We start from the raw sequence: 12087 nt of genomic DNA on the forward strand, positions 1-12087 counted from the left end.
CAGCTCGTGAGCCGCCGCTTTCGGCTGTTGAGACGGGTCAGCCCGTCAGCTGGGCCTCCAGGCGGTAGCCGTCGACCGTCACGTACACCTGGTCGCCGGGGCGGGCGTTGAGACGCATCAGCACCGGCTGGAGCGAGTCGAAGACCGGCTGCTGACCCTGCCACACCAGCACGATCGCGTTGTCGCCCGGGCCGGTCACCGACAGCAGCGTGCCGGGGCGCATGCCGAGCTGGGCCGCGTAGTTCTGCGGCACCGGCACCGGGCCGCCGCGCAGATGCTCGGGCTTGACCTCGATGCGCTGCCAGCGGCGCGGGTCCGCCGACGGGCTCGGCAGCGGCGGCGGGGGAGTGGCCGGGGTGCCGGCCAGGTGGCCCTGGAGCATCGGCGAGCGGCCGTTCGACAGGGCCGACAGCGTCGCGAGCGCGGCCGACGGGTCGATCGAGCCGGTCTCGGCGGGCGGGATCGGCTGGCCGCCCCGGTGGTGGTGCCCGTTCGCGCCCGGGGTGCGGCGCGGCAGCGGCTGCGGCGCGGCGGCGGGGGCGGACGGCGCCACCGGGTCGCTGACCGGCTCGGACGGCAGCGCGTCCAGCCACGCCTTGGCCGAGTGGGCGCGGATGCCCAGCTCCGCCATGAGCGCCACCGGGTCCGCGTCCGGCGCGGCCGACGCCAGCAGCCGGCGGGTACGCGCCTGAAGGCCCTGGATGTCGCCCACGACGAGCCAGCCGTCCTGGAGGCGGCGGTCCGGCATGAGCGTGACCAGCACCCGCCACAGCGGCGTGCGCAGCGACGGGACCATCGCCGGGTGGGCCGGGTCGGCGCCGATCAGCTGCTCCTCGGTCGCCGCGGCGCCCAGCCACTCGGTGAGCCGGAACATGTGCCCGGTGACCGGGGCCGACTCCGACGAACGCAGCCAGGTGAGCACCCGCTCCTCGGCGGTGCGCTGGGCGAGGGACAGGACCTCGCGCTCGACGAGCATCTTGTGCGCGAGCGTGCGCAGGCTGATCGGGTCCTCGGCGAACAGGCGGTGCACGGCCACGGCCAGCTCCAGCTTGTTCAGGCCGCGGAACAGGCTGTCCACGACCCGGACCATCGCGTGGTCGGTGTCGGACGGCACCGGGGCGCTCTGCGGGGCGCCGCCGGCGTAGGCGGGCACGGAGCCGGTCTGCGGGCCGGAGGCGTCCTGCGCCGCGGTGGGGCGCTGCGGCAGCGGATTCTGCCCGCCCACGGCAGGGAAGGAGCCGGTGGCCCGCCGGGCCTCGCCCCCGTCCTGGCCGACGGCCGGGAAGGAACCCGTGGCCCGCCGATCCTGCGCGGGGAAGGAGCCCGTCCCCGGCCGGTCCTGGCCGACCGCGGGGAAGGAACCCGTCCCGGGCCGGTCCTGGCCGACCGCGGGGAAGGAACCCGTCCCGGGCCGGTCCTGGCCGACCGCGGGGAAGGAACCCGTGCCCGGTCGGTCCTGGCCCGCGGCGGGAAAAGAGCCTGTGGCGGGCCGGTCCTGCCCGGGGAACGGGCCGGTGGCAGGCGGTTCCTGGCCTGCGACGGGGAAGGGTCCCGTGCCGGGCCGGTCCTGGCCGACCGCGGGGAAGGAGCCCGTGGAGCGCGAGGTCTCGCCGGAGGGCTGCTGACCCTCCGCCTGGAAGGAGGCCGCGGGGAGCTGGGGTTCGCTCGCCGGGCGCGGCCCGTCGCCCACCCTGGGGAAGGAGCCCGTGCCGTCACGGCGCTGCGGCAGCGGCTCGCCCGGGGCGGAGGCCCCGGAGCCCTCGTACGCGGCGGCCGGGCGTTCGCCGACGGCGGGGAAGGAACCGGTGCCGGGACGCGGACCACCCTCCCCGGCGACGGGGAAGGGGCCGGTGCCGGAGGCGCGGGACTGGACCGGCCGGGTGACCTCGGGATGCCCGGCGGCCGCCTGGGGCCGGGTCAGGCTGCCGAGCACTTCGCGGAACAGCGACCCGAGCACGGTCTCCGGCGAGGAGCCCGGCGTCTTCAGATCACCGGGAGAGAGACGGCGCAGCCGGTGCCAGCCGCCCAGGCCCAGGATCGCCGTCCTGGCGGGCTCCGGGTAGCCGGGCAGCGTCGGGTCGATCGGATGCAGCGCCAGCGCGGGCAGCACGTCACCGAGGGACAGATGGTCCCAGCGGGAGGAGGCCAGCAGCGCCAGCCGCTCGCACATCCAGTCGAGCCCGGCCGCCTCGACGGCCTTCGGCAGCGCCATCGACGACCACCACGAGGACGGCAGACGAGGGTCGGACAACGCCTCCGCGACCTGCTGCGGCCGGCTCCAGCGCAGGGCAGGGACCAGGTCGCTCAGGCAGATCGCTGACTCGACGTCCATTGGCGGGACCTTATCCTCCCCAAGTGAGCCGCGGTGCGGGTGTGACTCGTGGTGCAGCCTACGCGGCAAGCTATCAATCGGTGTGAATAGGGTAAAGGCGCTTCATGTCCAAACCGTACCGTGGACGACCCCCCACCAGGGCCACACACTCGGCACCCGCACGGCAACCTGTCTCCAAGGCCTCTCTTTCGCTCGCTCCCGACAGGGTGGCGGCGAGGTAACCCGCGGCGAACGCGTCGCCCGCCCCTGTCGAGTCCACGGTCTCCGCGGGCGCGGCGCCCGCCTTGGCCACGATCTGCCCGCCGGCCGCCACGAGGGCGCCCTCGGAGCCCAGCTTCACGACCGCCGTCCCGTACCGTTCGCTGAGCGTCTCGGCGGCCCGCTCGGGCGTGGCGGCGCCGCTGAGAAGGAGAGCTTCGTCACGGTTCGGGAAGATCACCCCGGCGAGCGACGTCTCGCCGAGGAAGCGCGTCAGGCCGAACTCGGCGAGCGGCCCCGTCGAGGCCGGATCCACGCTGATGGGGATCCCGGCGCTGGTCGCCCGGGCCATCGCCAGCCTCGCCAGGGCCAGGCCCGGCTCGCTGAACAGCGTGTAACCGGAGACGTGCAGGCGGGCCACGCCGTCCAGGAGCGCGTCGTCCCAGTCGAGGGGGGAGATCTGGTCGGCGGCGCCGCGGTTGGTCAGCATGGACCGCTCGCCGGTGCTGTCGACCATGGAGATGACCACGGCGGTCGGGTTGGCGGCGTCCACCCGGACGTGCGGGCGTACCCCGGTCTTGGTCAGCTCGGCGATGTGCCACTCGCTGCTGTCGTACCCGCAGCGGGCCAGCAGGCTCGCCTCGACGCCCAGCGAGGCCGCCCAGGCGGCGGTGTTGGCGCCGGACCCGCCGGGGCGCAGCACGATGTCGGCGGTGATGTCGGAGGGGGCGCCGGGGCCCGACATGAACGTGGCGCCGTGCCGGGCCACCACGTCGGTGACCACGTCGCCGATGACCAGCAGCCCCTTGGCGTTCACGATCGAGACCAGGCGGCGGCGATCTCGGCGGCGAGGGCGGTGTTGCCGCGGACGGCGGCCAGGTTGGCCTCCAGGGAGGCGCCTCCGGTACCGCGGACCAGGTAGTCCAGCAGGAACGGGGTGATCGCCTGCCCCGTGACGCCCTGGCTCTCGGCGGCGGCCAGGGCCTCGGTGAGCACGCGGTCGTGCAGGGCGGGGTCGAGCTGCTGGTCCTCGGGGACCGGGTTGGCCACGATCAGCGCCGTCTCCTGGCCGCCGAACGCGTCCTGGCCGCGCATGACGGCCGCCGCGTCCTCGGGCTTCTCGATCCGCCATTCCACGGGACGGCCGGAGGAGTGCAGGTAGAAACCGGGGAACTCGTCGGTCCGGTAGCCCGCCACGGTCACGCCGCGCGTCTCCAGGCGCTGCAGCGTCGCCGGCACGTCCAGGATCGACTTGACGCCCGCGCAGACCACCGTGATGCGGGTCCTGGCCAGCGTGTCCAGGTCGGCGGACTCGTCCTGGTCCACCGTCCAGCCGCGGTGCACCCCGCCCAGGCCGCCGGTCGCGAACACCCGCACGCCCGCCCGGGCCGCCAGGAACGACGTCGCCGCCACCGTGGTCGCGCCGCTGGCCTTCAGCGCCGACGCCAGCGGCAGGTCGCGCTGGCTCAGCTTCCGCAGGCCCGGCTCCGTCGCGATCCGCTCCAGCTCCGCCTCGCTCAGGCCCACCCTGGCCACGCCGTCGAGTACCGCGATCGTCGCGGGTACCGCGCCCGCGCTCCGTACGATCTCCTCCAGCTCACGCGCGACCTGGAGGTTGCGGGGCTGGGGCAGCCCGTGCGAGATGATCGTGGACTCCAGCGCGACGACCGGCGCGCCCGAGTCGAGGGCCTCGGCTACCTCGTCGGACGGCCGGATAAGGGAGTCGGCGGTGGGGCGCATGTGTCTTTCGTGCTCCTTTGAGAGGCTTGTGGCGCATAGCCGGAACGGCGCGGTTCGCGGATTTTGTTCCGAACAGAGCAGCGTACGGCCGGACCGCCCCGACGTCCACTCGGACCGGACGGCCCCACCCCCTGCCCGAGTACCCCCGTCCCCACAGGACTCACCGGCCACACCACCCCCGTCAGATGACAGGGGTGTCGTCGAAGACACCGCTCCGAGATAGTGCGAGGTCTGCCTCCCCTCCGCACAACCGAAGCGCCACCTCGAAAATCGGGCTCGCGTGGTCGGGCATCGACGGTGCCGACAGAGAGAACTCACGCGCCGCGCCGTGCTCGCGTGGTCGGGTGTCGTGGCGGCGATAGGAGAGGACTCACCCGACGCGCCGCGCTCGGCTGGTGGCGCGTGCGGCGCCGATCGATGGCGCGATCCCCTCAGGCTGGCGTGGCGGAGTCGGCCGGTCACGGGGCAGATGAGGGCGCGTCAGACGTGCCGCTGCGCGTTCGACACCGAGCTGTCGAAGTCGGGGAGGCCGCCGATGTCTTACGGGGCGGCGTGTGCGGCGTGGAGGTGGCGGGAGGCGCGGATGAAGGTGATGGCGGGAGAGGCGGCGATGGCGGGTCTGCCTCCCCTCAGTTCAACCGAAGCGTTACCTCAGAGGGGCGGTGATGGCGGGATCGGGAGGGGAGGTCTTAAAGTGCCTGGAATGGGGACTTATGACGTGGTCGTCGCCGGAGGCGGGCATAACGGGCTGGTAGCGGCGGCGTATCTGGCGCGGGCCGGGCGGCGGGTGCTGGTGCTGGAGAAGCAGGACCACACGGGCGGGCTGGCGATCTCGGCCCAGCCGTTTCCCGGGGTGGACGTCCGGTTGTCGCGGTACTCCTATCTGGTCAGCCTGCTGCCGACGAAGATCGTCAAGGATCTGGGCCTGAAGCTGGAGCTGCGCCGCCGCCGTTACGCCTCGTACACGCCCGTGGGCACGACCGGGCTGCTCGTCGACGGCGAGGACGCGGACCGCACCAGGGCGTCGTTCCGGGCCGTCACCGGCGGCGAGGCCGACCACGCGGCCTGGGAGGCGTTCTACGGCATGACGGCGCAGGCCGCGCAGGCGCTGGCGCCGACGCTGCTGGCGCCGCTGCGACCGGCGGCCGAGGTGGAGAAGCTGGTCGGCGCGGAGGCCTGGCGCGACCTGTTCGCCCGCCCCATCGGCGAGGTGGTGGAGGAGCGGTTCGCCGACGACGTGGTGCGCGGCGTGGTGCTCACCGACGCGCTGATCGGCACGTTCGCCGACCCGGCCACCGACCTGCTGGCCAACCGCTGCTTCCTCTACCACGTGATCGGCGACGGCACCGGCGAGTGGAACGTCCCGGTGGGCGGCATGGGCGCCGTCTCGGGCGCGCTGGAGAGCGCCGCCCGCGCGGCCGGTGCGGAGATCAGGACCGGCGCCGAGATCATCGGCATCGCCCCGTCCGGCGAGGTGACCTTCCGTACGGACGACCGCGAGCACACGGTCACCGGCGGCCACGTCCTGGTCAACCTGCCGCCCGCGACCCTCGACCGGCTGCTGGGCGGGGAGCCGGGCGGCACCCCGGAGGGCGCCCAGCTCAAGGTCAACATGGTGCTCAGCAGGCTCCCCAGGCTGAAGGACCAGGACGTGGACCCGGCGGCGGCGTTCAGCGGGACGTTCCACATCAACGAGAGCCGCGACCAGCTCGCCCGCGCCCACGCCCAGGCGGCCCGCGGCGAGATCCCCGACCTGCCGCCCGCCGAGGTCTACTGCCACTCGCTCACCGACCCGTCCATCCTCGGTCCCGGGCTGCGCGGCAAGGCCGAGACGATGACGCTGTTCGGCCTGCACATGCCCGCCCGGCTGTTCCGCGAGGACCCGGACGGGGCGCGGGAGCGCGCACTGAGCGCCACCCTGGCGTCGATCAACGAGGTGCTCGCCGAGCCGATCGAGGACTGCCTGCTGCGCGCCCCCGACGGCACCCTGTGCGTCGAGGCCAAGTCCCCCGTCGACCTGGAGAACGAGGCGGGCCTGCCCGGCGGGCACATCTTCCACCGCGACCTGAGCTGGCCGTACGGGGAGGAGGGCGGCTGGGGCGTGGAGACCGGGCACGAGCGCATCCTGCTGTGCGGGGCGGGCGCCCGGCGCGGCGGCGGCGTGAGCGGCATCCCCGGGCACAACGCGGCGATGGCGGTGCTGGGGCGCTGACCTGCCTTCATCAGGCTCTCAGATTGTTGTTCTAGCGTAGGGCGCATGAACGAGGGCGCCCGGTTACTGGTGGTGGACGACGAGCCCGCGCTGCGCGAGGCGCTGCAGTCGAGCCTGGAGTTCGAGGGCTACCGGGTCACCACCGCCGACGACGGGATGGCCGCCCTGGGCGAGGTGGCCCGGCAGGCCTACGACGCCGTGCTGCTCGACGTCATGATGCCCCGCCTCGACGGGCTGACCGCGTGCCGCCGGCTGCGGGCGGCCGGCAACCACGTGCCCGTGCTCATGCTCACCGCCCGCGACGCCGTCGGCGACCGCGTGTCCGGCCTGGACGCGGGCGCCGACGACTACCTGGTCAAGCCGTTCGAGCTGGACGAGCTGCTGGCCCGGGTGCGCGCCCTGCTGCGGCGCGGCGCGCTCAACGGCCCGAACGCGCCCGGCGACACGCTGACCTACGGCGACCTGCGGATGGACCAGGTGACCCGCGAGGTCACCAGGGGCAGCCGGCGGCTGGACCTGACCAGGACCGAGTACCTGCTGCTGGAGCTGTTCATGACCCACCCCCGCCAGGTGCTGACCCGCGACCAGATCCTGTCGGAGGTGTGGGGCTTCGACTTCGAGCCCAGCTCCAACTCGCTCGACGTGTACGTCATGTACCTGCGGCGCAAGACCGAGGCCGGCGGCGAGCCGCGCGTCATACAGACCGTGCGCGGCGTCGGCTACGTGCTCAGAGGCTCCCCATGAGAAAGCGCAGCCTGCGTTCCCGCCTGACGCTCCTGGTCGCCGCCGCCGTGGCGATAGCGGTGGCGGTCTCCGCCGTGGGCTGCTGGTACTTCGTCCGCCGCGAGCTGTCCTGGCAGCTCAACAAGTCGCTGCGGGACATCGCGGTGCCCATCAAGGCCATGCAGGGGGCGGTGCGCAACTGCTCGCCCGAGCCGGCGGCCAGCCTGGACGGGCATCCCGCGTTCGCCGAGCCGATGCAGATCGTCTTCCCCGGCGGCGACCGCTGCGTCATGGGCAACACCGCGATCAAGGTCACCTGGCGCGAGCGGCGCATCGCCGCCGGCATCTACGGCCAGTGGGAGTTCTACAACGGCCACGCCGACGACGGCACCCCGCTGCGCGTCTACATCAGGAACGTCGACACCGACGCCGCGTTCGTCGTCGGCCGGCCGGTGGAGGAGATCCACGACACGCTGCGCCGCGTGACGGTCCTGCTGGCCGGAGTCGCCGCGCTCGGCGTGCTGGTCGCCGCCTCGGTCGGGCTGCTCGTCTCCCGTGCCGCGCTGCGCCCGGTGGGCCGCCTGACCAGCGCGGTCGAGCACATAGCGCAGACCGAGGACCTCGACACCCGGATCCCGGTCGAGGGCGGCGACGAGATCGCCCGCCTGAGCGCCTCCTTCAACGCGATGACGGCCGCGCTGGCGGGCTCCCGCGACCGGCAGCGGCAGCTCGTCGCCGACGCAGGGCACGAGCTGCGCACCCCGCTCACCACCCTGCGCACCAACATCGACCTGCTGCTGCGCAGCGAGCAGACCGGCCGCAGCCTCGACCCGGCGGCGAAGGAGCGGCTGCTGGTCAACCTCAAGGCGCAGTTCGCCGAGCTGTCCACGCTCGTCGGCGACCTGCTGCAGCTCGCCCGCGGCGACACCGACCACGAGCCGCACGCCGAGCTCGCCTTCCAGGACGTGGTCACCGCCGCCGTCGAGCGGGCGCGGCTGCGCGGCGCGGAGGTCACCGCCGACCTGGAGCCCTGGTACGTGGTCGGCGGCGCCGCGTCGCTGGAGCGGGCGGTGCTCAACCTCATCGACAACGCGGCCAAGTTCAGCCCGGACAGCCAGGTGGAGGTCACCCTCAGGGAGGGCGTGCTGACAGTGCGGGACCACGGGCCAGGCATTCCGGAGGAGGACCTGCCGCACGTGTTCGAGAGGTTCTGGCGCTCGCCCGCGGCCCGGTCGCTGCCCGGCTCCGGGCTGGGGCTGGCCATCGTCGCCCAGGCGGTCGCGGAGGCGGGCGGGCGGGTGGACGTGCGCAACGCCGACGGCGGGGGAGTGATCGCGATCATGACGCTGCCGGGCCGGGTCGCCCGCGACGCGTGAGGTCAGGCGGGCAGCGCGGCCAGCAGGAAGGCGAGACGGGCGGCGGCGGCCTCCACGTCGTCGGCGGTGCCGAGCCGGTAGCCCCACGAGGTGACGAAGATGCCGTCATCGGAGCAGGTGACGGTCTCGGCGAGCGTGTCGGAGAAGCGGTTGCGTACGGAGACGTACGCGGGATCGCTGGACAGCGAGACGTCCTGAACCGACAGGTCAGCATGGCGGCGCGCATGCCGGGCGAATTGCTCGAGGCAGAGCGCGACATCTCGCATCATGCATCACCTCCGCGGCGTCTCGGGCAAAGAATTGCACGATCTTGGTCGGAGGGCAAGCAATTGCGAGGGTTAAAGTGCTGAATCTTTTCTGTACTGGTCAAGAACTCTGATGATGATGTCACGCCCCTGGTCGTCGAAGCGGGCCGCCGCGGCGAAGTCGTCGAAGGCCCCGGTGTAGAAGGCGATGTCGTCCGGGTCCCGCAGGAGCAGGTCCTTCGTCAGGGTGCCGACCGTGACCAGGGCCTCGTTGAAGATCCAGAAGCCGTGCACCGGGTTGGCGGGCAGTTCCTGGTTGAAGGGGATGACGCCGAACTGGACGTTCGGCAGCGTGCTGACGGCCAGCAGCCGGTCGAGCTGGCCCCGCATGACGTCGGCCGGGGCCAGCCGGGTGTGCAGCGCGCCCTCCAGGACCACGAACCGGAACGTGCGCGTGCGGTCGTAGAGGATCTCCTGGCGCTGCATGCGCACCCGCACCGCCGCGTCGATCTGGTCGGGGGCGCTGTAGAGGCGCTTGACCTTGCTGAACACGTGCCGCGCGTACTCGGCCGTCTGCAGCAGGCCGACCAGGATGCCCGGCTCGAAGGCGCGGAACAGCTTGGTGCGGGACTCCAGGTCGCGCATGTCCTCCTGGATGGCGGCCAGGCCGCTGCGGTGGCGCTGCTTCCAGCCGTCGTGCCGCTCCACCAGCGCGATGGCCTGCTGGATCAGCAGGTCGGTGGTCCGCGGCGGCACCGAGGCGGCCTGGGCCCAGCGCACCACGTCGTCCTCCGTGGCCGTCTGGCGCGCGTTCTCCAGGCGGGAGACCTTCGACGGCTGCCAGTGGAGGCGCTGGGCGAGCTCCTTGCCGGACAGGCCGGCGGCCTCGCGTAACTGGCGGAGCTGGCGGCCGAGGTCGATGCGGGCCTGCTGAAACGAGCTCACGCCGTCAGAGGCTAGACCTCTGTTCCCGGATCATGCCAGACCCTATCCCGCAATTGTGATCAACCGGTTGCGGGTTGTGCGCCGCCGCTGGTCGGGAAAGCGGTTGCCGTGATTTCGGGCAGAACCCGGGCGGCGATCTCGGTGATGAGCTCGCGGGGCACCTCGACCGCCGTCTCGCCGTCGAGCACGTCCCGCAGATCGGCGAGGGCCTGCGCGTCCGTGACCTGGAGCCCCTGGACGACGATCGTGCCGCGGTCCGTCTCGTACAGGGTCGGGCAGGCGCCGGCCTCCGACGTGGACCCCAGGAACCGCATCCGCATGACGATCCTTCCCCGAACTACGTCAGCAATTGCGCGCAATTGTACGGGTCGAGGCGGTGTCTGTGATCGTTATCCGGAAAATCAGGACATCGGATGCTATGGGCATCAATCGAGGGAGTTGCGGATGATGTGCGCCGCACGGGCGAAAAGGTCGAGTGTGGCGGCGTGCAGCAGGTCGCCGATGTCTTTGGGCGCTTTTCCGGAGAATGCCCTGGCATGTGTGCCTTCGAGCACGATGCCCAGCTTGAAGCAGGCCATGACCGCGTACCAGTCGACGGCGGACAGATCGCGGTCGGACAGCGCCGCGTAACAGGCGACGATCTCGCGCGGCGAGGCGAGACCGGGCACGTGCCCGGCGGCCATCGGCCACATCGCCACCAGCCAGCCCAGGTCGAGCAGTGGATCGCCGATCGTGCACATCTCCCAGTCGACGATCGCCGCCACCCGGGGCCCGTCGTGGGCGAACATCAGGTTCGCGAAGTGGAAGTCGCCGTGCATGATCCCCGGCCGGAACGTCACGGGCAGGTTGCTCTCCAGCCAGCGCGCCGTCTCCTCCAGCCCGGGGATGTCCGGCCCGGGATAGCCGTCCAGCTCGCCGTAGGAGTCGAGCTCGCGCAGCCACCGCGGCACCTGGCGCTCCAGGAACCCCTCCGGCCTGCCGAACCCGGGCAGCAGATCCGGATCCACCCGCCCCAGCTCGGCCAGCGCCGAGGCTGCCTCCAGCCCCATCCGGTGGCGGATCGCCGGGTCGCCCGCGTGCCGCTCCGGCAGCCCCACCGAGGGGTTGAACCCGTCGACCGGCTCCATCAGGTAGAACACCGGCTCCCGCGCCGTCTGCGCCGCCACCAGCCGGGGCGCCGCGACCGGCGTGTCCCGCAGCGCGGCCAGCACCCGGGCCTCCCGCCGCAGCACCTCGTTGCTCTTGGCGCGGGCGTGCCGCGGCGGTCTGCGCAGGATGTACGGGACGCCGCCGCGTTCGAAGCGGACCATCACGTTCTGGGTGCCGCCGGCGACCGGCTCGGCCTCCGTGATCGGTCCCCCGGGCAGGCCCTGCTCGTCCATCCAGGCGCCGAGCTCATCGAGGTCGACGGCGCTGACGTCGATGTGGGCAGAGGTCATGGCCGCCGCCTTCCCGAATCATATTCTGGAAACGCTCATCCTAACGGGCCTCAGCCGAGCGCCTGCATGAACGGCAGGAACTGCCGTGACCGGTCGCCGGGCAGCTCCCCGCCCCACACCATCAGAGAGGTCTCCCACGGGTCGCCGAGGCCGTGCTCGCCCGCCCACCGCACCAGGCCGTCGTGAGTCAGGTCCACGTCCACCCGCACCTCGCCGCCCACGTCCGAGGCCAGGTCGCCGATGAGCGCGCGGGCGGTCTCCTCGTCCCGGGCGACGACCGGCCCGATCACCACGTTGTCGTCGTTGCGCCAGCAGTGGCCGAACCCGCCCTCGGCCACCCGCACCGCCTCGCCGAACCCGGGCATGCGCCGCAGCAGCGCCGACCGGTCCGTGCCGAACACCTCCGCGTCCAGCGCCAGGATCCCGCCGAGGTCCGCCTCCGCGGCCGGGCGGGTGCGCCCCGAGGGCTCGCCGCGGAAGACGCCGGTGAGCTTGGCGACCCGGCCCACGGTGCGGAAGCCCAGGCTCTCGTAGAGCGGCCTGCCCTGCTCGGTGGCGTGCAGCGACACGACCCGGTCACCGGCCTGGGCGAGCACGTGCTCCATCAGGTGCCGGGCCAGGCCCCGGCGGGTGTACCGGGAGGCGGTCAGCACCATGCTGACGACCGCGTGGTCGCCGCCGTAGCGGGTCAGGACGTTCGTCGCGGCCAGGCCGTCGCCGTCGGGCGCGTCGATCCCGTACACCTCGCCGACCTCGAACAGCAGCGTCCACTTGGGGCGCTCCGGCAGCCAGCCGCGGTCCTTGGCCAGCCGCCCGCAGGCGTCCAGGTCGTCGAGGGTCAACCGGCGGATAGACATGCGGGTCATCTTCGCGTACG

Annotated in this window: 11 protein-coding genes; 3 read left to right on the plus strand and 8 right to left on the minus strand. The window is 72.8% G+C overall.

From position 1 onward, the window contains the following. Positions 1–37 precede the first annotated feature (37 nt). From AB0J42_RS06755 to AB0J42_RS06765, 3 genes are all read right to left on the minus strand, one after another. A complete protein-coding gene (locus AB0J42_RS06755) occupies positions 38–2332 on the minus strand; it encodes a hypothetical protein (RefSeq protein ID WP_364289681.1) in 2295 nt (764 codons plus the stop codon). Between the two features lie 73 nt (positions 2333–2405). Next, positions 2406–3347: a sugar kinase gene (locus AB0J42_RS06760; protein WP_364289683.1), complete on the minus strand. Its 942-nt coding sequence runs from the start codon at positions 3345–3347 to the stop codon at positions 2406–2408. Then, positions 3344–4270, minus strand: coding sequence for a pseudouridine-5'-phosphate glycosidase (locus AB0J42_RS06765; protein WP_364289685.1), 927 nt, complete (start codon positions 4268–4270; stop codon positions 3344–3346). The genes AB0J42_RS06760 and AB0J42_RS06765 overlap by 4 nt, the downstream gene beginning before the upstream one ends. A 703-nt stretch (positions 4271–4973) precedes the next feature. Between AB0J42_RS06765 and AB0J42_RS06770 the strand changes: the two genes are divergently transcribed. Genes AB0J42_RS06770 through AB0J42_RS06780 form a run of 3 tightly spaced genes read left to right on the plus strand, consistent with a single transcriptional unit; the run spans position 4974 to position 8581 of the window. Then, on the plus strand, positions 4974–6482 hold the full coding sequence (locus tag AB0J42_RS06770; RefSeq protein ID WP_364289687.1) for an NAD(P)/FAD-dependent oxidoreductase: 1509 nt from the start codon (positions 4974–4976) through the stop codon (positions 6480–6482). A 45-nt stretch (positions 6483–6527) separates the two neighbouring features. Further along, positions 6528–7226: a response regulator transcription factor gene (locus tag AB0J42_RS06775; protein WP_364289689.1), complete on the plus strand. Its 699-nt coding sequence runs from the start codon at positions 6528–6530 to the stop codon at positions 7224–7226. Further along, entirely contained in the window at positions 7223–8581 is a 1359-nt protein-coding gene (locus tag AB0J42_RS06780) for a HAMP domain-containing sensor histidine kinase (RefSeq protein ID WP_364289691.1), read from the plus strand. Before AB0J42_RS06775 ends, AB0J42_RS06780 begins: the two co-directional genes overlap by 4 nt. 2 nt (positions 8582–8583) lie before the next feature. On the opposite strand, the gene AB0J42_RS06785 is transcribed toward AB0J42_RS06780, so the two are convergent. From AB0J42_RS06785 to AB0J42_RS06805, 5 genes are all read right to left on the minus strand, one after another. Further along, complete coding sequence (locus tag AB0J42_RS06785) at positions 8584–8850, minus strand: hypothetical protein (RefSeq protein ID WP_364289693.1); 267 nt, start codon at positions 8848–8850, stop codon at positions 8584–8586. A gap of 69 nt (positions 8851–8919) precedes the next feature. Beyond that, positions 8920–9771, minus strand: coding sequence for a helix-turn-helix transcriptional regulator (locus AB0J42_RS06790; protein WP_364289695.1), 852 nt, complete (start codon positions 9769–9771; stop codon positions 8920–8922). A gap of 59 nt (positions 9772–9830) precedes the next feature. Continuing rightward, the gene (locus AB0J42_RS06795; protein WP_364289697.1) at positions 9831–10091 is read right to left on the minus strand and encodes a hypothetical protein; all 261 of its coding nucleotides are present in this window, start codon (positions 10089–10091) and stop codon (positions 9831–9833) included. Positions 10092–10196: 105 nt separating this feature from the next. Further along, a complete protein-coding gene (locus AB0J42_RS06800) occupies positions 10197–11210 on the minus strand; it encodes a phosphotransferase family protein (RefSeq protein WP_364289699.1) in 1014 nt (337 codons plus the stop codon). 50 nt (positions 11211–11260) lie between these two features. Then, the gene (locus tag AB0J42_RS06805; RefSeq protein WP_364289701.1) at positions 11261–12067 is read right to left on the minus strand and encodes a GNAT family N-acetyltransferase; all 807 of its coding nucleotides are present in this window, start codon (positions 12065–12067) and stop codon (positions 11261–11263) included. Positions 12068–12087: the final 20 nt, after the last annotated feature.

Source organism: Nonomuraea sp. NPDC049649 (assembly GCF_040675175.1).
In the GTDB taxonomy this organism is placed as follows: domain Bacteria; phylum Actinomycetota; class Actinomycetes; order Streptosporangiales; family Streptosporangiaceae; genus Nonomuraea.

What these genes read in the sequence shown, in the direction of transcription:
- AB0J42_RS06755 (WP_364289681.1), bottom strand. Translation starts at nt 2,332, where the DNA reads ATGGACGTCGAGTCAGCGATCTGCCTGAGCGACCTGGTCCCTGCCCTG.
- AB0J42_RS06765 (WP_364289685.1), bottom strand. Translation starts at nt 4,270, where the DNA reads ATGCGCCCCACCGCCGACTCCCTTATCCGGCCGTCCGACGAGGTAGCC.
- AB0J42_RS06770 (WP_364289687.1), top strand. Translation starts at nt 4,974, where the DNA reads ATGGGGACTTATGACGTGGTCGTCGCCGGAGGCGGGCATAACGGGCTG.
- AB0J42_RS06775 (WP_364289689.1), top strand. Translation starts at nt 6,528, where the DNA reads ATGAACGAGGGCGCCCGGTTACTGGTGGTGGACGACGAGCCCGCGCTG.
- AB0J42_RS06780 (WP_364289691.1), top strand. Translation starts at nt 7,223, where the DNA reads ATGAGAAAGCGCAGCCTGCGTTCCCGCCTGACGCTCCTGGTCGCCGCC.
- AB0J42_RS06785 (WP_364289693.1), bottom strand. Translation starts at nt 8,850, where the DNA reads ATGATGCGAGATGTCGCGCTCTGCCTCGAGCAATTCGCCCGGCATGCG.
- AB0J42_RS06795 (WP_364289697.1), bottom strand. Translation starts at nt 10,091, where the DNA reads ATGCGGATGCGGTTCCTGGGGTCCACGTCGGAGGCCGGCGCCTGCCCG.
- AB0J42_RS06800 (WP_364289699.1), bottom strand. Translation starts at nt 11,210, where the DNA reads ATGACCTCTGCCCACATCGACGTCAGCGCCGTCGACCTCGATGAGCTC.
- AB0J42_RS06805 (WP_364289701.1), bottom strand. Translation starts at nt 12,067, where the DNA reads ATGTCTATCCGCCGGTTGACCCTCGACGACCTGGACGCCTGCGGGCGG.